We start from the raw sequence: 21,128 nt of genomic DNA on the forward strand, positions 1-21,128 counted from the left end.
AATGCGACCCCACTTCTGTCTTTTACCCAAAAACGTTTGATCATCATTTCAGCATCTTAGCCTAAGCAGCTAGTCAGCATTTCACCTGCGGTGAGATACTTTCTTTTGCGTCGCCAAAAGAAAGTATCCAAAGAAAATGCGACCCCACTTCCGCTCGAAAGCCCAACTGCTCATGCGCTGTCCAAGGCGAAAACGTAACTCGCGCGGCGCTAACGGCGCCGCACTCAAACACCCGTTTTCTTAAAACCTTGGCCAACGATGATCAGTCGGCTCGCTCTAAGGGGAATAAAAGCCAGAGCGGTATTCGCTAAGCTGAATAATCCGTTTTTTTTACCCAAAATCGTTTAATCATCATTTCAGCAACTCCAGCTGAGCAGCTAGTCAGCATCTCACCTGTGGTGAGAAGGTTAAATAATTAGCTAGCCCTACTTAAACGTTTACTACACCAACAACTGAAACTTGATCCTCTTAGGGCCATAAATTGAGCAGTAGAAATCAGCTTCACATTATAACGTCATTGACTAATCGCGCTGCACTGCTATTAATCCCATTACTTTGCAAGCCGATCAAATTTGCCCGACCAAGGTTTTAAGACGAGGAGTGTTTGAGTGAGGAGCGGTAGCACCGAGCGAGTTACCTCGTCGCCTTGGGCGGGCAAAATTGAACGGGCTTTCGCCGCAACGTGGGTCGCATTTTTTTTGGTGACTTTCTTTTGGCGAAACAAAAGAAAGTTACTCGCCAACGGCGAGAAGGTTAAGCGCTTCGCATCAATCCTAGTGAATTTAAAACGTTACTGAGCGATCTAGCTATTAATCCTCTCATGTTTGGGGTCAGAAACTAAGCGTTTCTTGTTTGTAAATATCAAGACTGACGTTTTGCCGGAGGAACTAAAAACGCTTCATATACCATGTCCAACCGAGCCCAATAGCTCTCTTCGAGAAGTCCGTAGTAAGTATCCAGCTTATCAGCAATCAGACCACCACCGTTAACGCGAGAACCAACAAAATTATTTTCTTTTAGACGCCAATATAATTTTTCATGAACGCTTTTAACTACTAGACAATTAGCGGTTATTGTCCAGTAGCCTCGCTGTATCATTTCGGGTGTGATTAACATTGCGCTTATTATTTTTTCTGACGACAAATTTGAGATATTTTGTGCTTCATCAATAGCAACTTTTAAATCAAAAAAGTAGCAAAATAATGCTCCGATATCAGAATCGCCATCAACTATAATTTGCCCAACAAAAAACTTACCATCCCTGGAGGGCACTAAGAACACATCGCCCTCGCTGTACTTTATCTTATGTTTACCCATTACTCCCTCTTAAACCTATTTTTTCTTATTCAAATTATTTGACTCTATCCGTCCGGATACCGCTGCTCAGCCAGCCTTGAAAACCCAAGCCAGATAAAACAAAGCCCCGCAAGCTTTGATCAGCGAGTACGAGGCTTTTCCTTCAAAAAACGGGAGTTTATCCTCAGTTATTTTCTTACGTTAGGTCTTCTTCAAAGATTTTTCTTAAAGCACTTTCTTGGTTTTCAAAAAATATTATTTTGAGTTCGTACTCATTTTTGTCAATCACTATTGCTAGAGTAAGAGAGCAGAACCCAACCGACCTAATAGAAAAAGTAGCGTTTATTATCGTTTCCAGTGGAACCACAAGCTGGCTTGAGTATTTAGCTTTTCCGATAAATATCTGCTCATCATCAATAACAATTCTGCAATGTTGACCAGAATAGAATCGATTTTTTAAACCTAAAAATCGTTTGACCTTTAGGTTACTGGCAACACCAGCCACTCTTTGATCAAATTCCACATGGCCTTGTATAGCTTTGTCAATTGGATATCTAAAAAACTAAAACTTGTAATAGCCCCGCATAGTAATCATCTAAGACAAGAATAAAAGAATACAAAACACCATGTGCGTCAACACTAATTTCCCTTATCTAACTTCTTGGAATTGGACTGATATCACGTTGAAGTGGGTTTCCTACTCTTTACGTTGTTAAACATTCTATAGCTGAAATCACATAACCCTAACAAAAAAAGCAGTATAAAAATAAAGTTAACATTGCTTCTTCTTCTCTCTAAGTAAGCTTTGTCAAATAATTCAACTTCATTGAGGGTTATTTGGATGAAAATGTGACCAATACTTTCAACCTCGACATAATCCCCTTTTGAGATTTTGGGGATTACGTCACAAGGTACTTTGATTCGATTCCTAAAACTCTCGTCACTTTTAAGTTTCAAATTATATTGATAAGTCGACTCAGTCTTTTTGTCGTTAAAGCATTCAAAGTATTCAATATAGCCTGAAGTATACTGATGATGAGCTATTTGGCCTTTTATTATCAATACACCCATAACAATCATTATTCCAAATGAAAAAGACATATTTAGATAATTTTTTAGTCCGTTACGCATCATTTATCGATCTCTTCTTTCTCATTTTTTTATCAACTGCTTCATTTATATCAGTTACCAAGGCCGTACTCTCAGCTCCAGCAGTGCTTGCACTTTTAGCCAGATTTCCTTAGGCCGAGTCTACATTTTTCAGGATGCTTTTGCTTGCACTTGCGACGCTTTTTACACGATTAGCCTCGGGTTCAGATACCAAGATCCTTAACGTTTTCGCCGTTGGCGAGATACTTTCTTTTGCGTCGCCAAAAGAAAGTATCCAAAGAAAATGCGACCCCACTTCCGCTCGAAAGCCCAACTGCTCATCGTTGTCCAAGGCGAAAACGTAACTCGCGCGGCGCTAACGTCGCCGCACTCAAACACCCGTTTTCTTAAAACCTTGGACAACGATGATCAGTCGGCTCGCTCTAAGGGGAATAAAAGCCAAAGCGGTATTCGCTTAGCTGAATAGCTTGTTTGTGCAATATTGCAGACATTTCACAAGGCAATCAGCAAAGACCGCTTTCAGTTCTTAGCTGTAAGAATCTTAAAACCGAAATACTCCTTAGTCTGATGCGCTTTTAAATCCCATTACGTTGCAAGCCGATCAAATTTGTCCGACCAAGGTTTTAAGACGAGGGGTGTTTGAGTGAGGTGCGGTAGCGCCGAGCGAGTTACCTCGTCGCCTTGGGCGGGCAAAATTGAACGGGCTTTCGCCGCAACGTGGGTCGCATTTTCTTTGGTGACTTTCTTTTGGCGAAACAAAAGAAAGTTACTCGCCAACGGCGAAAAAGTTTATCACTACATGTTTAGCAAATGTTTAGGGGCACAGACTATGCAAAATTAAAACCTTGCGCAGCTTAATGGTTTGACTCCCAACAAAACCACCCTTGTTGCTAAACAAACCACATAAAAAATTCTACTTTGACTACTTTTTTAATCTTGAACAAGGCTTTATGATCAGTGCCTTTATCGCCACGGGCATCGCTTTATGCAAAACATCTTATTGTACTTAGTTACCGTGTTGATCTGGGGTTCCACCTGGTTTGCCATTGAGTTTCAACTTGGTGAAGTTGCGGTTGAAGTATCATTACTGTATCGCTTTGCTATTGCAGCTGTGCTGATGTGGCTATTTTGCTGGTACAAAAAACTCGATATGCGTTTTACGCTGCGCCAGCATGGCTTTATTTTGTTGTTAGCCACGCTCAATTTTGCCGTCAACTTTCTGTTTATTTATCAAGCACAACAATACCTGACCTCCGCGATGACCGCCATCGCCTTTACCACTATGTTACTGATGAACATCGTTAATACGCGGTTGTTTTTCGGCAAACCGGTAGCGAAACGTATTTATTTTGGTGCCTTGATGGGCATCGCCGGTATTGTGGTGCTGTTTTGGCCTGATTTAGATGGGTTAGATTTTACCAATGCCAGCTTAATCGGCTTATTGCTGATCTTATCGGGTGCACTCTCGGCCTCGTTTGGCAACATGGTCAGCGTGCGCAACTCACGAGAAGGCATGCCCATTATGCAAGTGAATGCATGGGGCATGCTGTACGGTAGCGGCGTATTATTGTTAGCGGCATTATGGCAAGGACAACAGTTTAACTTCAGTACTGAACCGGCTTATCTTGCTTCATTGCTCTATCTGGCGATCTTTGGCTCAGTCATCGCGTTTGCCAGTTATTTTGCGCTACTGAAAAAAATTGGCCCGGAAAAAGCCAGCTATACCATAGTGCTGTTTCCATTAGTGGCCGTGGTATTAAGTACCTTATTTGAAGGTTTTAGCTGGACCAGCTATACCTTTAGCGGTTTTGCGCTGGTGTTACTGGGCAATGCTATCGTGTTGACTCCCTTTGAACGGATCCGAGCCTTATTGCGCCCCGCCACCGTGAAACTCGAACCCATGGCTTAAAAATCGGAGTGCACTTTTAAAAATCGCGCAAAACGGGGTAAGCCATGCACGGTCAGACCGTTATACCGATAGGTTATCACCGTGCCAATTTCTGGTGGTGTTTCGCGAAGCGCATCCGTTAAACCACTGCCAATAGCAAAGGTTTTGCCTTCAGGTGTTTTGACGATAAGCGCTCCAACCATACCTTGATACTTGCCCTTACCCGGGCGATAACCCACCACTTCGGCTTCTGAATCCTGATAGGTTTTCAGCTTTAATAACGCCTGACTTCTGCCGGTATGATACAACGCGGCTTGATGATGCAACATTAAGCCCTCTGCGCCAGCCTGCTCCAGCTCAGTAAGTTTAGTAAACAGTTGTTGCTTATCCGCAACACGAAACTGCGGCACAATAACGATATAAGGCGAATTGAGCTGCTGTTTAAGCGCGTGCATTGCTTGGATCCGCTCACTAAAGGTCCCTGCCGCCTCGGGTAACTCAAATACGTAATAGCGAATTTGTTGCCATTCGCTCTGTACCGGTTGTTGCTTGCTCACTATGCTTAACGTGGCGGCAAACTGCTGGCGACCCAGCCACAGCTCGCCATCTAATTTTTGGCTTGGAAAATCAGCAAGAAACCAAGACGGCGCAGCAATAATATTGCCTCCTCGGCTAAGTAGTTGTTTACCATCCCAATAAGCACGCACACCATCTAGTTTCTCGCTTACCCAATAATCTTGAATGTCGACATCTTCATGGTAAATCTGAGCTAACAGCAACTCAGGCTTAGCGGCTACCCCTAAAGGCAATGCGCACACCCACAGAATAATTAACAATTTAATCATTATTTGGCATCCTTTATTTAAAAATAATAAAGTATAGCTGCTTGTTAACCTTTGCTGGTTTTTTTGCAGTTGGGTCGGGGTTATCGCTACCACCAGTGATTAATGCAATATCGGGTTTAAGTAACTGCTCCCTAATTGCCGCATTTGTCGCTCGACCCAAGCGACGCGTTGACGCAAATAAGGCGTTAATTGACGTGGATCGCGCGAGCGTGGACTGGGTAACAGCACGGCGAGCCTTGCCGCCTCATTAACGGTGAGATAGCGCGCCGATTTAGCAAAATAATGTTGGCTAGCCGCTTCAACACCGTATATACCTTGCCCAAATTCAGCAAGATTGAGGTATACCTCTAAAATCCGCTTTTTACCCCAAATAACCTCAAGACTCAGTGCTAAACCCGCTTCTATGCCTTTACGTAAAAAACTTTGTCCTGGCCATAACAATAGATTTTTTGCTGTTTGCTGGCTTAGGGTACTCGCCCCCCGCAGACCACCACCATTATCAAATTGCTGTAGCGCTTGACTGATCGCCGCAAAATCTACCCCCCAATGCTGAGGAAACCGCTGATCTTCAGAGGCAACCATCGCTAACGGCACATGCGCCGGTAGCTCAGCAATGTCTATCCAATGTTGCGTCACGGGATAAGGGCTTTGCAGCATAAAAGCGGAGGTAGGTGGCGGGATAAACCGCAGCACACACAGCAAAATCATTAAAATAAGGCAAAAGCAAAGCAAAAAACGCCAAATGACTAACCCTATCCAGCCAAGCCAACTGCGTTGATGTTGTGTCATTCGAACCCTCTTCATTAAAGCCATGATTCTTACAAGTTGCCCTTAACACTATAGACGATGACAGCAGCACACCTTATTAAGCCAGCAGCCTTTATCGCCGCCGGTAATGACGGCATAGCTCAATGACTTATGCCCTCTATTAAGGCAATATGTGCCGCATTAAAAAGGAGTTAGGTCGTGGCGTGCTCTGGCTTACCGCGTTTGTGATTTATTAGCAAAAGTAACTGCGCAGCGGCTTTAGCATCATCTAAAGCGCGGTGATGATTCAACAATGGAATGTCTAACGCTTGGCATAATTTGCCTAAACTGTAAGAAGCATGCCCGGGGTAAAACCGGCGCATATTTACCACGGTACACAGCTGCGGCATATCCAAGGGTATGGCTAACCGTGCAAACTCGGCCTTAATAAAGCCGTAATCAAATTTCACGTTATGCGCCACGAACACCGCGCCGTTGAGAAAGGCCGCTAAGCTATCGGCTATTTCGGCAAAGGTGGGGGCGCCCACAACCATATTATTTGTAATGCCGGTTAGTCGGCTGATAAAAGACGGAATGCGCCGCTGAGGATCAAGTAAGGTGCTAAAGCTATCAATGATCTCGCCAGATTGTACTTTAACCGCACCAATTTCAATGACCCGATCACTCCCCGCTTTACCGCCAGTGGTTTCGACATCGAGTACCACATAAAGACGATCAGGATCGATGATCCAATGCAGCTTTTCTAAACGGGCGTTAAACCCTACTTGCTGCAAAGCTAACAAACGCGCGAGTTGATGGCGCTGGATCTTGTCACCCGGGGCTTTGACTTCAACAAAAGCCAGCTCATTCCCTTTAATCAGTAGCAAGTCAGGATAGCCACTGCTGCAGCGCTGAAAATCTTGCGCCATATGACGTAACAAAGTGGCTAACGCCTTGGCAGGAGCCTGCTTAACTAAGGGTAACAGTTGCTCTGCCAAGTCTTGCGGCCAAAAACAGATACTATTGCGTTTGCCAAAATGCGCGGCCAAAGCACTGAGTAAATACTGCGTTGCCGTAGGCTCGGCCAACAATTGCAGTTTCTGTTCAATACTGTCGGCAAATTGCGAGTAAAACAGCCCAGCACTGAGATTGCGTGGCCGCCGTTCAAACGGGTTATGCAAGGCACTCGCCGGATGCTCAAATAGCTCATGCCAAAACCATAGGGCAAATAGCGCCAGCCATAGGTTATTTTCGGCATGAAACGCCTGATAACCTTGGCGTTGATAATGCGCGATCACACCTTGCTCGGCTTTGCCTAAGTACAACTCATCCACACCGATACTGGGGGCTTGTTGCAGTAATTCTGTCAGTCGGGAGCGCTTAGCACTGACCGTGCCTGGCGCAGGAAAGTGCCGAGTGAAAAAATCATCGGCAAACAGCCATTCTTCATCACAGGCTGGATCATTTAACAGTTGCTGCAAATAGCTTTGGCATTGCTCGCGCTCGCCTTGCTGCCAATACAAGCGCGCCAGTCGCTCTGATGCGGGAAAATCAGCACTTTGCTGATAAAACGCGATAGCAAAATCCATTTGCCGCTGCTGCTCGGCAATCCGGCCTAGCTGATAACACCGTTCGCTGCGCTTAGTGCTGAGCTGCGGATCATCGGTTTGCGGCCAGTGTTCAACCATAGTGAGCATCGGCTGTAATTCGGCGCGGATAGTTGCCACATCCGTTAGCGGTTTCAGTTTTTTGGTTAATGCTTGGATCGGTGCTTTAGCGCTAGCAATGCTAAAAGCCAGTTGCGCTTGAGCTAACTCGGTAAAGCGAGGTTGGAAGACTTGTTTAAATTGCCCAGTTTGCCGAATACCCAGATCGCGCAGCGTAAACAGCGATAAATTGCTTTCTATGCGGCCAAAATACAGGAAATAGATATAACTTAGTGCGGCTTGCCGCTGTAACACCACATAGCGCTGTGGTAACTGGCGGATCAGTGCCAACCAATCCACTGGCAAACTCAACGCGATACGCAGCAATTGGGGTTTGGTGGCGCTTTTTTTAAGCTCTAACGGCACGGCTAATTGCTGCTGCGCCAGCTCAAGTAATTGCCATAAAGTGTGTTTGGTCAGACGTAACCAAAAATCGGCTAAATCCGCAGTCTGTAGTTCTGCGACAAAACCCTGTTGCTGTAACAGCGTTAACCAAGGTGTTGGCGCACCAATTTCATCGTAACTTAGCTCGCTATCACAAAACACTGCGCCTTTGCGATTCAGCATGCGCACCAACAACAGCTGCGCAGAGGGCGCTAAGGCAGCAAAGTCGCTAATAAAAGCCTGACTGTCTGCCGTTAACACTGCTTGATAATGCGCTGCCACAAACTGCAGCAGCTCATTAAAATGCTGTAAATAATAACCGCTATCTAACTCAGGCTTGTGATATGCCATCAGCCCAACACGGTGCTTAATAGATAACCGGTATAACCACAGAATACGGCCAGCAGCAGCGCGCCTTCAAACCGATTAATACGCCCCTGTTTTTTGTAACCAAACCCGAGCACCAATAACGCCGCAGTCAGCACCGCCATCAAGGTCCAATCGCGTGTTAATACCACGGCATCAACACTCATCGGTTGAATAGCCGCAGCGATACCCACTACCGCTAAGGTATTAAACAGGTTTGAACCGATCACATTACCCAAGGCAATATCGTGCTCACCTTTTTTGATGGCAATCAATGAAGACGCCAACTCTGGTAACGAGGTGCCCACCGCCACCACCGTTAAGCCGATGACTAAATCGCTGACACCCAATGATTGTGCAATAAACACCGCACCGTACACCAACATCCGCGAAGCCAAAATCAATAACAATAAGCCTACCAGCAACCAGATTATCGATTGTTTTAAGCTCATACTCTCCGCGTTGGCCAGCTCGGAATTCATTTCGACTGCCATCGGATCGCCAGGGTTACGCATGCCTTGCCATACCGACCAAATCATTAACAGTAAAAACACGCCTAACAAACACCAAGCATCAAACCGTGTTAACTGATGATCGAATAATTGCCAACCTGCAAACAAGGTTACGCCTAATAAAATGGGCAGCTCTTTTCGCAGCACTTGCGAATTAACCGCAATAGGGCTAATCAACGCGACTAAGCCTAAAATTAACGCAATGTTGGTGATATTCGAGCCATAAGCATTCCCTAAAGCCAAAGCAGGATTACCATCACTGGCTGCCATCGCCGATACCACCATTTCTGGCGCTGAAGTACCAAAACCCACCACTAACATACCAATCAGCAACGGTGGCATACCTGCATATTTAGCTGTTGCCGCCGCACCATCTACAAATTTGTCTGCACTCCACACCAGCAAGGCTAAGCCTGCTAACAACGCTAATACCGCCAGCAACATAATGACCATTCCTTTTAAGAGATTGTGGGCAGTTTAACATGCGTATGATAAGGTCAATAGAGGAGTACGCTGTACCTATGCAAAAATAAATTTCTGCCATCAAGATGGCGTTAACCGAGAAGGACACATTGCCACATGGTATTAATTGGGATCCTGGCCGTATTATTTTTAGCCTTAATGATTTTAGTGCCCGTTATGGAAAAGTTTGCTAAAAAAGGCGATACAGCAGAGCAGGACTATCGTAAATACAGTCGCTGGATCCTGCCGTTGGTCGCCTTAGTGTTAATCGCGCAATTACTTAAGATGTTATTCGCGTAAAACGCGGTATGGCATTAAATACCGAGATTAATAATGCCGGTAAGAAGAGTAAACTGACGACCGTAGACAGCAGCAAACCACCTAACACTATGACCCCCACGCCACGATACAACTCTGTGCCTTCACCGGGGAGGAACACTAAAGGCGCTAAACCAAACACTGTCGTTGCGGTGGACATTAAAATAGGCCTTAACCGTGTAGCCACCGCGGCCAACACTGCGGCTTGTACCTTACCAGGCTGTGCTGCAAAATTACGCCGGCTTTGATCAACAATCAAAATGGGGTTGTTCACCACTGTACCGAGCAAAATTAAAAACCCCAACATGGTGATCATATCAAAGGGTTGATAAAACCCGCTTAGCCCCATCGCAGTAAACACACTCCCTGTTGCGTTAATGGTGACCAAACCGACCAGTGCCGCCGCCAGCCCTAAGGGCACAGTCGTTAAAATTAACAGCGGATAACCCCAATGCCGAAAAATCGCAACCAGCAATAAATAAATTAAAACAATGGCAATCATAAAGTTACCACTGAGCGCAGCCTTAGTGGCATCAAGCTGATCCGAGGCACCAGTAATATCGAGGCTAACGCCCTGGGCAATGGCGCCTTGTTGTTGTAATTGTGGCACAAGCTGTTGCTGTACTTGCTCAACAGCGGTTTCTAACGCGACGTCGCGAGGTGGAATAATATACAACGTGACAGTTCGTAAACCATTTACCCGCCGTAAGTTATCGCTATCGGCGACCTCTCGCAGTTCAGCTAAGGCACTAAGCGGTAACACTGCCCCGGCAGGCGTATACAATGGCGCTTGCCCCAACGCGGCCAATTCTTGTTGATTACCCGCCGCACTGAATAAGAAAATATCCACTTTATCGTCGTTCAAGAAAAACTCGTCAATAAAGGCACCATCGCTTAACGCGGCAACATCAAAGCCAAAGTCTGCCGCACTGTAGCCTTGCTCTGCCAAGCGTTGCCAGTTGGGGCGAATTTCAATCAGCGGCTGATCTAAAGACAACGACGACGGATCAGAATTTAACTGTGGGTTGTCAAATAGCTGTTGTGCTGCCAAATAGGCGGCATCGGCAGTCGCATATAAACTCGCCAGATCAGGCCCAGAAATATCCAACGCCACCGCACGGGTACCGCCATCATTACTGCTGATTATGGAACCTCGTGAAGAAAAAGCCCGCATCCCAGGATACTGCCGAAATAACGCCGTTAAGCGATCCATCATCGCCTGTATATCCGTTGCTCGCACCGGCTCACTCATCAACCAAATTCGCCCTACTGACACATTCATTGAATAATATTTCAAAGGGGGCATGCCGGTGGTACCCTCGTCAAACGCTTGCGCGTCTGCCATTACGTGCGGCTCTAGAAACGCCCTGACCTCTTCGGCAATCATCGCCATTTCAGTGAGGTTGTAACCGGGTGGCGCAATCATCAATGAAAATGCTTTCGGCTCTTCGCCCTCGGGCAGGTACTCGGCAGGGGGCATTAACCAAGCGGCTAAGCCCAAGGTAAAGACGAGTGTGCTCAGCATAACGGCTGCCCGCCGCTTACCGGTGGCAGTTAGCCGATTTATCACAGCCAATATTCGGCTTGGCGCAGCTGATCCGCCCGCTTGAGCCGCAGCTTGACCACCAAATCCCATTCTGGCTAAGGCGGAAGGTACCACAAACACTGCCACTAACATCGAGGCAATTATCGCCGCGGCAATCGATATCGCAATGTCGGAATACAACTGCCCGGCTTCTTCCTCGATAAACAAAATAGGCAAAAACACCAACACCGTGGTCATGGTTGAGGCTAATACCGCTGGCCAAACATCACGCACACCGGCTAAAGCGGCATCAAACTTAGTTAAGCCCCGTCGCCTGGCTTGCTCAATACTTTCGAGCACCACAATGGTGTTATCCACCGTCATACCAATGGCAAAGGCGACTCCCGCTAAAGAAATGACATTGATGGTGCGATCAAATAATAACAAACCAAGGAATGACGCAATGGTGCAGATTGGCAGGCCAATAATGCCGACAAGGGTGGCACGGCCAGAACGTAAAAACAGATACATAACCAGGGTTGCTAGAGCGGCCCCTAATGCTAAGTTGGTCCAGACATTAACGATAGAATCTTCAACATAACGCACGTCATCGCCAATCAGCATCAGTTGCAAACCTTGTTGCGCTAATAAATCTTGATTAAGCTGCGCTACAACCTCCAACATACCTTGTTTAATGGCGATAACATTGGCACCACTTTCGCGGCTGACAGATAAACCTATAGCTTGCTCACCGTCTGCATAGGAAAGTTGCCGCACTTCAAAATGATCTAACACCAAGCTGGCAACATCACGCAGTCGCACTTGTTCAGCGCCGCGTTGTGCAAGGATAACGTCTTCTAATTCGTTTAAATTATCGAAACGGCCGATCACCCGCAATAAATAACGTCGTTTACCGTTATCGATATCACCTGCAGAGCTATCGCGGTTACGCTCGCGAATGGCTTGGCGCACATCACTCATACTTAAACCGCGTTGTGCCAATTTAGCCGGATCGACCAGCACCTGAATTTGCCGCTCAGCACCGCCGCTGACACCAATTTCAGATACCCCAAGCACGCGTTCCATACGGGGCCTAACCACGTCTTCAGCGAAATCTCGCAGCATGTCCATATCCAATTGCAGCGGGTTGCCGGCAAGGGGCATTAAGCGGTAATACATAAAGGCATTTGCGGAAAATGAGCTGCTTAATAAGCGCGGTTGGTCGACATTTTCAGGATAACTAGACACTTGGCTTAAGGCATTACTGACTCGGATCAAGGCTTCATTAACATCCACCCCGAATGGAAACTCTAACTCAATGTTAGCTGAGCCAGTACTTGCTCTGGAAATCATCCGCTGCAAATTAGGCAAATTGCGTAAATAGCGCTCTTGCTCAATTAAAATTTCTTTTTCAATATCTTGCGGCGTGGCACCAGGCCAGCCCGTGACCACACTGATGGTTCTAACTTCCAAATCAGGGATCATTTGCACGGGTATTCGAAAAGCGGCAACAATACCCAACACACAAATAATTAAAACAGCAACCGTTAAAATGGTGCCATGGCGGATTGCGGCAGCTAACATCAGTTGCCTCCTGCCACACTAACTAACCGAACCGCTTGGCCATCACGTAAATTTTCATTACCTCGCACCACCACCGCTTCACCTTCGGGTAAACCCATCACAATTTCTACACCGCCAGCGGTATTGCGCCCGAGGGTCACAAGTCGGCGATAGGCTTTACCTTCAACAATAGAAAACACACTGAATTTTCCATCAGCATGGCGTAGCAACGCATCAGCAGGCACCACCAAGACTTGACGCTCACGTTGTTGAAAATGGAATACCGCGCGGGCTGACGTACCTGGCAATAAGCCACTAAGCTGACTCTCGACGGTGAGCCTTGCCAGAAAACTTCGGGCATTACCGCTGGTCACGGGGACATCGGCCGTTAAAGTGGCGGACAACGCGTTATTAGGATAAAGATCAGAGATAACATCAATATGCGAAAGGTCCGCTAAGGCGGGGTAATATTCTTGTGGTAATTGCACGTCAAGATACAACGGCGTTAAGGCCACTAAGCGAAATACTGGGGCACCTAAGTTGACATACTCACCCACATCAGTGTATCGCTCAACCACAACGCCGGCAAAAGGAGCGGTTAACTGGTGACGTGCTACTTGCTCTTGCTGCTGCGCCAGCGCCGCAGCTGCTTGGCGTTTTAGGGCCTCGGCTTGACGCAATGCCGCTTTTCTTAACGCTAATTCCGTTTGTGGAAAAAGCTGTTGCGACGTCAGCGTTTCGGCTTCGGCAACCAAGCGTTGCTGTTCTTGTAAGTTGACTTCAGCTAACGCTAACCCCGCTTGAAACTGTGCTAAATCATGTTGTGCCAAGGCGGCATCTAAAGTCAGCAACACGTCTCCCGCTGCCACACGGTTCCCCGCATCAACATGAACTTGTGCCACCAAACCCGCCGTTTTACTTGATAAGTTCGCATCTTGACGCGCCGTTAAGGTGCCGGTTACCGTGAGTTGCTCTGCCAAACTGTTGGCAACAGGCTGAATCGCTTGCACAGGCACCGCTTCTTGTGCCAACAAGATACCGCTCCACAGTAATGTTATTGCCCATAAATGCCGCATTGTCTTTCCTTATCATCAGCAGGTTAGCCTAATCTGTTATGCGTAAAGTGAGCATAACGATCAATCCGCACACGGCGAAAGACGGCCTCTGCGCGATTAGTGCCAACTTAACGGGTCTAATCGATAAAAGTAGCTCAATTGTTGATACAATGCCGGATGCTGTTTCGCTAATTCGTCCGACTGTTCAAAAAACACTTCAGATAGCACCGCAAAAAACTCTGCAGGGTTAGTTGCCGCATAAGGGTCAATCAGCACAGGTTGGCCTTGTTGTAGCTGCCATCGTAATTGATCAAAGGCTTGCTGCATCACCTGAGACCATTGCTGATAATCACTACTGCGTTGCAATAATGGTGCACCTTGTGCATTGCCATGTTCTTGATCTAACTGATGCGCAAACTCATGGATCACCACATTGTGACCATCCTTTGGATTGGCGGCGCCAGCCAAAGTATCTTGCCAACTTAAAATCACCCGCCCTTGTTGCCATGATTCCCCACTGAGAATACGTCGTTGCTCACTGACTAAGCCCGCCGCATCTTGTTGCGCATTCGCCACAATAAAGGCGGCAGGATAAATCAAGATCGATCTTAGCTGCGGAAAGTAATGATTGGGTCGGTTTAATAACAGCAAGCAGGCTTGCGCCGCTATGGTCACGCGCATTTCATCGGTAACGATTAAGCCTGCACAACCTATAAAATCTTTCTCTGCAATAAACACCTGAATATGTTTTTTTAATTGCAGCTGCAGATCAGTGGGCAAGGCGCGATAATAAGGTAACCGCTTTTTTAATATCTGCCGCCAAGGCTCGGGAAAAGGCCGAGCGCGGATTCGCTGCCGTTGCCAACGTTGATAGTAAGGCTGGCCAAAGATAAAACCACTGATTAAGATGGTCAGTATTAATAGGATAACTAAGGGCACTTAGGTGCTCCAATAAGAGGCAGTCGAACTCTTTTAGTGGGGTGAGGTCTGACAAAATTCAAGCATTTAGCGCCAAGCAGTTAGGCGCTATGGCTGCAGTGATTTAGGAGTTGTCATGTTTAATCTTTTGAAAAACTTACTCGAAAAAGCCAGTAACGATTGGCAAGGTGCCGGCGCGGCTGAACAGCATTGGCAACAAGCTGGGCTTAACGAAGCAGAATTTATGGCCGTGGTACTGATGTTACAGTTATCTCACGCAGACTTTGACAGCGCCGAAGCAGAGCAGCAACTGGTGCAACGCTATTTATCAGAGGAATATCAATTAACCCCAGAGCATACCAAAAAGGTTTTTGCTCAGGCGCAGCAAATGGCGGCTGACTCAACCTGCTTACACGCTTACACCTCGAAACTAAAAAGTTTAACCGAGCCGCAGCGCATTGCCGTTTTAGACCAGTTATGGAAAGTGGCTTATGCCGATGGCAATATCGACCCACATGAAGATGCGATGTTACGCAAAGTAGCGGATTTACTGTTCATCCGCCACAGTGATTTTATTCAAAGTAAGCTGGCCAATATACCCACTTAACTAACGTGGATCGGCGTCATCTTTGTGGATAACTTCGCCTTCAATTACTTGACCGCCAGAACGCGTGTGGCTTTGCTGTTGCTGCTGATATTGACCGGCCTGCTCTCTAAATTTACGCATGCGTTGCCGATGCCGAAAAATCAAAATGGGGTTCAATACCCAGCTGAGTACTAAGGCAAACAACAGTAAAAAGGCCCCGACCATCAGCATGACACCCAGTACCAACCAGGCGAGTACACGCTGTACAAAGCTGCCTAGATGCTGCAGCTGAAACTGGCGCTGCCAAGCGGCTGCTTGCTGGCGAAAGGATGAATCAAACATAATAACCTCATTTAATTTGCTGCAGTAAGTGGAACCTTGCTCTGCAAAAAGCACCACCGTGTTACCACGGCAGCTTATTATCTCTTATCTGGCTGAGCCTGACCTGAATAGTTCAAAAATACGATTACTCGGTTTTATTGCTCAGTGCCCAGCGCATAATATCGCCCCAACTCGGTTCTTTGCCATACATCTGCATACCGCGTAAAAAGATCCGCCCAGCTAAACGCCTTAACCAATACAGCGTACCCAGTAGCAATAATAACGATAGCAAGGGTTGCCACCAAGCAAGTTCTACCATGGCTAATCTTACCGGCATAGCCGCAAACGACGTTAAAGGTAACCAACTGAGTAAAGTCATGCCAAAGCCAGTGGGGCTATCGATGACCAAGTAAGTAAATAACAGCGGTAACCATGTCACCATCATCACTACCCCTTTACCACTGGTGTTAGGATCATCAATCGAAGCTGCAATAGCCGCCATAAAACAGGCGCATAACAACAAGCCAATTAAAGCAAACGGGACTAGCCAAGCGATGACCGCCCAATTTAGCCAAGTAAAATCCACCGGCTTATCGGCGATAAACAACAGCGTGATCACCGTACTTAACACGATGACTAAACTGGTGGTAAACATGGCTTTCATTGCGCTTAAGCTGTGCCCCAGCACCTTGCCATCAATCCACTGCTGTGGCGTTACAATAGCGAATAACTGTTCGGTTACGCGTTGTTGTTTTTCACCGGTAATGCTCATCAGTAATTGGCCAAAGGCCGTCGATAAACCAATCAGTAATAAAAACAATAAACCTATCGCGATCATCTTCTCCGGCCGATCACTGCCCTTATAGTTGTCATCCAAATAACGCATTTCAAGGGTAACGGGCTCTTCTAATGTCGCTAACTGTGCCGCAGACAAACCTTGTGACTGACCATAAACTTGCCGAAAGTACTTTTGTAACTCGCTATCCAGTGTTTGCTGCCATTTTTTACCGGATAACGTATGTACCACAATAACGTCAGCCTCTTCACTGACTACTGCATGCCAAGTCTGAGTCTCTTTTAACTGTGTCAATTGCTCATCTAAGGTTATCGTAGGCCGCTGAAACTGAAATTGCTCAGTATTTTCCAACGTAAAATGCGCAGGCACCGCAATCCGATATTGATGCCGGCTTTCGTCCACAAAAAAGCTCCAAGCCACCACCGCAGCCATCACCAACACCATTAACAGGTAGGAGATCAGCTGTTGTTTCCACTTAAAGAAGCGTAAAAACTCCCATTTAGCGACAATTAAACTTTGCTTAGAGATCATGCTGCACTCCCTTGCTGATGCTCGGCCATGGCCGACACATATAATTGATGTAAATCGGCTGCTTGCATGGTCACGGCGCGCACAGTGAACGAGTCCAACACTCGTTGTAGACAATGTGTAAGATCAGTGCTGTTGGCTAAAGTGACACTAAAACTGTGACTCGACTGCCATTGCCAATGCTCATCAGCCAATACTGACGCTAAGCTGTCTTCACTAACAGCTTGTTCAGTTTCAATTAACACCACTTGCTTTGGCTGTGCTTGTAGGCGGATCTCGGCTAAAGTGCCCGCTAAGACTACTTTGCCCTTTGCCATCAGCAACATGCGGTCAGCCAGTTTTTCTACCATCGCCATCTGATGAGCACTCAGGATCACCGTCATACCTTGCTGGCGCAACTCTTTTAAAAAGGCGACGACTTTTTCCTGATTGAGTGGGTCTAAGCCAGAAAATGGCTCATCCAAAATCACCACGGCCGGCCGATGGATCACAGCCGCGATCAGCTGCACTTTTTGTTGATTGCCTTTTGATAATTGCTTCAAATCTTCGTGTCGCCGTTCGGTTAACTCAAATACCTCTAACCAATGCGTCATCTGCTGCTGTGCGGTGGCTTTGCTTAAACCATGCAATTGCGCTAAATACAGTAAATTTTTCTCAACGCTTTTATCCGGATATAAACCCCGGTCTTCGGGCAAATAGCCCAACTGGCGACGCGGTATATGGTTATAGCGCTGCTGTTGGTATTCGACCTGAATAGTGCCTATATCGGGCAACGTCATTCCCACTAACATACGAATAATAGAAGACTTACCCGCACCGTTTGGACCGAGTAACGCAAAGATCTCACCCGGTTCGATAGTAAAACTAACACCCCGCACGGCTTGTACCGTGGCATAAGATTTTTCTATAGCCGATACCGCTATTCGCATGCTGCTTTCTCCTGTATGAAAATACGATAATAGCAAAGCCACTGCGCTAATTCACAAGCAATTTGTTAGCAAATGTATAACAAAAATCTCAGAACCACTTAGCCAATGGTCTAACAACAACACTTGCTGCATTTTAGCTACGGCTATGGTAAAACTGTTTAATTGCTCTATCGCTAATTTATAGCTTTGGTCTTTAAGAATAAATTATGTCACTTCAACTGGTTTTTTTAGATGCAGCCACCTTGGGTGATGCAGATTTTTCAGCGTTAAAGCACATTGATGGTGAATTAACCTTACACGATTACAGTACAACTGCGCAGATTGTGCCGCGCTTGCGCAATGCTGATATTGCTATCGTGAATAAATGCATCTTAGATGCCGGGGTACTGAAGCAGCTACCGCGTTTAAAAGCGATTATGATTAGTGCAACCGGCACCGACAATATCGATTTGGACGCGGCAGCCGCCGCCGGCATTGTGGTAAAAAATGTGCGTAACTATGCCGAAACGGCGGTGCCGCAGCATGTTTTTGCGTTATTACTGGCACTCACCAATCAACTTATTGGCTATCAGCAGCGGGTTGCCGCGGGCAAATGGGCACAAAGCCGTTCTTTTTGTTTGCTGGATTTTCCGATAATGGAATTAGCCAATAAAACCATGGTGATTGTGGGTTATGGTGCTTTGGGTCAAGCTACGGCAAAATTAGCGGCAGCTTTTGGTATGCAGGTAATTATTGCAGAGCGCCCCAGCGCAACGGTGGCAAGGCCAGAAAGAATGCTGATGGCAGAAGCCTTTGCTCAAGCCGATGTGGTGTCATTACATTGTCCGTTAACGACAGACACCCGAGCTTTTATTAACGCACAGCGGCTGGCATGGCTAAAACCCGGCGCGATTTTAATTAATACCGCACGAGGCGCGTTAATCGATGCCGCAGCATTAATTAATGCTTTGCAAAAAGGAAAACTGGCGGCCGGTTTAGATGTGTTAGCCGAAGAACCGCCCGCGCCCGACACGGCGCTGTTGCACTGTGCCTTACCGAATTTATTAATTACCCCACATATTGGGTGGGCCAGCCGCGAAGCCAGAGCACGGATGGTGGGCAAAATTGCTGACAATATTAATAACTTTATAGCAACACAGTAGAATACTTCACACCATGCGCCAACAAGTTGAATGCAGTGGTCAACAACCTAATAAGAGCAAAAGTGCTATGAAATGCCTGACGTTTGTTACCTTTATACTACTGTTTATCAGTACGAACTTAGCCGCAGAAACGCTGAGCTCGAGAATGCGTGATGCAGCAAGCAGCAGTGAACATGCCGAACAAGTGATCACGTCGCTACAAACGCAAACAGAGAACAGCCTAAGCACCGAAGACTATTTAGTCTTAGCAGAAAGTTATCAAACACTCGGCAAACGTGAAGCCGCTTTAGATGCGGTTAATAAAGCAGAAAACATGGCGCCAAGCGATTATCTTCGCGCCATGAGTTTGTTTCATAAAGCGCAAATCTATGGCATTTATTTTCAAGACGCCGAGATGGCACTAGTGCAATTAGTTGAAGCTGAAAAGCACCTAATCTCGTTAAAAGATGTGGCTGCAAAAGTGCTATTGAGCGATGTATTGAACAGCTTTGCCTCTGCTAATAACGTATTGGGTAATCTTAGCAAAGGCTTAGAATATGCCAAGCGGAGTTTGCTGTTAGCTGAAGAGCTTAGCAATACCCCACGCCAGTTGAATGCCTTAGTACTGATTGGCCGATTAGCATTGCAAAATAACCAATATAAAGTCGCCTTTAGTCATTTTGAACGAGCACTGGTCATTGCCCGTGAGTTATCGGATGACGAACAAATTGCATCGATTTACTTCCGCATGGGCATGGCTTATCGCAAACTTGATCAACATGATCTTGCCCTCACTCACTTTCAACAAGCGGCTGAACGCTATCAACAATTAAATCGGCTGTCGAATTACAGTCATGTACTGATTTACATGGCTGAAAGTTATATGGAAGGTGAACAGCAGATAGCACAAGCTGAAACTTTACTGCAACAAGCCTTAGAGATCGCAGAGCAATTACAGCACAAACAGCGCACCGCTTTGGTCTATTACAGCTTGGGCCGCGCCGCACTTTTAAGTAAAAACTACCCACAATCAGAACAGTATTATCAATTGGCTTTTGAGAACTTTAAACAGTTAAACATGCGCAGCATGATGCAAGAAACTGCGTTGGCCATTGTTAAATTATTCATTACGCAACAACGTTATGCTGAAGCAAAAGTGCTGCTAAATGAATTAAGCCCGGATATCGAACAAGCCGCTATTTTTTTACAATTGCGCTATCACGATAGCGCAGCAGCTTTAGCGAGCGCGGCAGGAGATTGGCAACTAGCCTATACCTTACAAGAAAAAGTCACTCAATTAAATCAACAAGAATTAGCAGAACAAATGCAGTACAACATGGCTGAGCTAAGCGAAGGCTTATCAGAAATTAATGAAGCAGAGCAATATCGCCAGCAATTAACCGCATTAAAACAAACCTTAGCAGAAACAGAATCTCGCCAATTTTTATTGCAAGCGTTACTGGTTTTACTGATTTTTATCTGCTTTGTTTTTTGGCAATTAGTGCGCCGGCAACAAAACGCCGTCACGCCTTCGGTAGTGCCAGAGTTAGCGCCACCACAATGGGTCCAGTTCCGTGAGAAGGCTAAAGTGCTGGATCAACAGCAAACACAAAGCTTACTCGTTATTATGCCGCGCCAGCGTGCTGCCTTACAGCGGCAATTTGGCCGACGCATTGTCACCAATATGCTGAAACAATTAGCACAAGAGCTTGATACAGAGGCGGTTAACGCATCCTTTAGTGGCAGTGAAATGCTTTGGCTCGCCGTTGACAGCCAAGATAAAGCCGCACAAAGTGCTTTGTTAGAACAAGCCATCCAATCATTCAGCAATAAATTGCTCGCGCTAGGTGTTGCACCCGCTATCTTAACGGCAGAACTGGAATTAGCTTCATTACTAGGACCCAATTGGCACAAACGTGATTTGAATGGTTTAACCGATATCGTATGGTTTGGTTGGTCATTACTCGAGCAATCTCCGCCAACGGACCTGGCTTGGCGGTTAAGTTTCACCACTGAACATGCTAGGCCCTGCGAATGGCAGGTAGAAGATTTACGCACAGATATTGTCAATGCTTATCGCTTGGGCGAACTGAACATTTTGGTCAATCAACAAGTTCTAACGCCAGATCAAGTCGATTAACCCCCTAACCTG

17 protein-coding genes are annotated in these 21,128 nt (G+C 46.4%); 5 read left to right on the plus strand and 12 right to left on the minus strand.

Annotated elements, in window-relative coordinates; genetic code table 11:
- Window positions 1-861: 861 nt before the first annotated feature.
- Window positions 862-1,317, minus strand: coding sequence for an Imm26 family immunity protein (locus JAO78_RS15915; protein ID WP_226752347.1), 456 nt, complete (start codon window positions 1,315-1,317; stop codon window positions 862-864).
- Window positions 1,318-1,492: 175 nt separating this feature from the next.
- Window positions 1,493-1,819, minus strand: a complete 327-nt coding sequence (locus JAO78_RS15920; RefSeq protein WP_226752348.1) for a hypothetical protein — start codon at window positions 1,817-1,819, stop codon at window positions 1,493-1,495.
- Window positions 1,820-3,391: 1,572 nt separating this feature from the next.
- On the opposite strand from JAO78_RS15920, the gene JAO78_RS15925 reads away from it, so the two are divergent.
- Window positions 3,392-4,315: a DMT family transporter gene (locus tag JAO78_RS15925; protein WP_226752349.1), complete on the plus strand. Its 924-nt coding sequence runs from the start codon at window positions 3,392-3,394 to the stop codon at window positions 4,313-4,315.
- On the opposite strand, the gene JAO78_RS15930 is transcribed toward JAO78_RS15925, so the two are convergent.
- From JAO78_RS15930 to JAO78_RS15945, 4 genes are all read right to left on the minus strand, one after another.
- The gene (locus JAO78_RS15930; protein ID WP_226752350.1) at window positions 4,312-5,139 is read right to left on the minus strand and encodes a DNA ligase; all 828 of its coding nucleotides are present in this window, start codon (window positions 5,137-5,139) and stop codon (window positions 4,312-4,314) included. The genes JAO78_RS15925 and JAO78_RS15930 overlap by 4 nt on opposite strands.
- A 99-nt stretch (window positions 5,140-5,238) precedes the next feature.
- Window positions 5,239-5,928, minus strand: a complete 690-nt coding sequence (gene mtgA / locus JAO78_RS15935; protein ID WP_226752351.1) for a monofunctional biosynthetic peptidoglycan transglycosylase — start codon at window positions 5,926-5,928, stop codon at window positions 5,239-5,241.
- Window positions 5,929-6,098: 170 nt separating this feature from the next.
- The gene (locus JAO78_RS15940; RefSeq protein ID WP_226752352.1) at window positions 6,099-8,327 is read right to left on the minus strand and encodes an exonuclease domain-containing protein; all 2,229 of its coding nucleotides are present in this window, start codon (window positions 8,325-8,327) and stop codon (window positions 6,099-6,101) included.
- Complete coding sequence (locus JAO78_RS15945; RefSeq protein WP_226752353.1) at window positions 8,327-9,298, minus strand: calcium/sodium antiporter; 972 nt, start codon at window positions 9,296-9,298, stop codon at window positions 8,327-8,329. Before JAO78_RS15945 ends, JAO78_RS15940 begins: the two co-directional genes overlap by 1 nt.
- Window positions 9,299-9,433: 135 nt before the next feature.
- Here JAO78_RS15945 and JAO78_RS15950 point away from each other — a divergent pair, with 135 nt between their 5' ends.
- Entirely contained in the window at window positions 9,434-9,616 is a 183-nt protein-coding gene (locus tag JAO78_RS15950) for a hypothetical protein (RefSeq protein WP_226752354.1), read from the plus strand.
- On the opposite strand, the gene JAO78_RS15955 is transcribed toward JAO78_RS15950, so the two are convergent.
- From JAO78_RS15955 to JAO78_RS15965, 3 genes are all read right to left on the minus strand, one after another.
- A complete protein-coding gene (locus tag JAO78_RS15955) occupies window positions 9,597-12,743 on the minus strand; it encodes an efflux RND transporter permease subunit (RefSeq protein ID WP_226752355.1) in 3,147 nt (1,048 codons plus the stop codon). The genes JAO78_RS15950 and JAO78_RS15955 overlap by 20 nt on opposite strands.
- Complete coding sequence (locus JAO78_RS15960) at window positions 12,743-13,798, minus strand: efflux RND transporter periplasmic adaptor subunit (protein ID WP_226752356.1); 1,056 nt, start codon at window positions 13,796-13,798, stop codon at window positions 12,743-12,745. The genes JAO78_RS15955 and JAO78_RS15960 overlap by 1 nt, the downstream gene beginning before the upstream one ends.
- A gap of 96 nt (window positions 13,799-13,894) precedes the next feature.
- Window positions 13,895-14,716, minus strand: coding sequence for a M90 family metallopeptidase (locus tag JAO78_RS15965; RefSeq protein WP_439647517.1), 822 nt, complete (start codon window positions 14,714-14,716; stop codon window positions 13,895-13,897).
- Between the two features lie 115 nt (window positions 14,717-14,831).
- On the opposite strand from JAO78_RS15965, the gene JAO78_RS15970 reads away from it, so the two are divergent.
- Window positions 14,832-15,302 carry a tellurite resistance TerB family protein gene (locus JAO78_RS15970; RefSeq protein WP_226752357.1) on the plus strand — a complete coding sequence of 157 codons (471 nt, stop codon included), beginning with the start codon at window positions 14,832-14,834 and terminating at the stop codon, window positions 15,300-15,302.
- Here the strand turns inward: JAO78_RS15970 and JAO78_RS15975 are convergent, their stop codons facing one another.
- The 3 genes from JAO78_RS15975 to JAO78_RS15985 all read right to left on the minus strand — a co-directional run bounded on the left by JAO78_RS15975 (window position 15,303) and on the right by JAO78_RS15985 (window position 17,855).
- The gene (locus tag JAO78_RS15975; RefSeq protein WP_226752358.1) at window positions 15,303-15,623 is read right to left on the minus strand and encodes a hypothetical protein; all 321 of its coding nucleotides are present in this window, start codon (window positions 15,621-15,623) and stop codon (window positions 15,303-15,305) included. It lies immediately after the preceding gene.
- 124 nt (window positions 15,624-15,747) lie between these two features.
- Window positions 15,748-16,929 carry an ABC transporter permease gene (locus JAO78_RS15980; RefSeq protein WP_226752359.1) on the minus strand — a complete coding sequence of 394 codons (1,182 nt, stop codon included), beginning with the start codon at window positions 16,927-16,929 and terminating at the stop codon, window positions 15,748-15,750.
- Window positions 16,926-17,855 carry an ABC transporter ATP-binding protein gene (locus tag JAO78_RS15985; protein WP_226752360.1) on the minus strand — a complete coding sequence of 310 codons (930 nt, stop codon included), beginning with the start codon at window positions 17,853-17,855 and terminating at the stop codon, window positions 16,926-16,928. The genes JAO78_RS15980 and JAO78_RS15985 overlap by 4 nt, the downstream gene beginning before the upstream one ends.
- 206 nt (window positions 17,856-18,061) lie before the next feature.
- Between JAO78_RS15985 and JAO78_RS15990 the strand changes: the two genes are divergently transcribed.
- Window positions 18,062-18,997, plus strand: coding sequence for a D-2-hydroxyacid dehydrogenase (locus JAO78_RS15990; RefSeq protein ID WP_226752361.1), 936 nt, complete (start codon window positions 18,062-18,064; stop codon window positions 18,995-18,997).
- Window positions 18,998-19,064: 67 nt separating this feature from the next.
- A complete protein-coding gene (locus JAO78_RS15995) occupies window positions 19,065-21,116 on the plus strand; it encodes a tetratricopeptide repeat protein (RefSeq protein WP_226752362.1) in 2,052 nt (683 codons plus the stop codon).
- Window positions 21,117-21,128 lie beyond the last annotated feature (12 nt).

Origin of the sequence: Alishewanella maricola (assembly GCF_016343785.1) — a bacterium.
In the GTDB taxonomy this organism is placed as follows: domain Bacteria; phylum Pseudomonadota; class Gammaproteobacteria; order Enterobacterales; family Alteromonadaceae; genus Alishewanella; species Alishewanella maricola.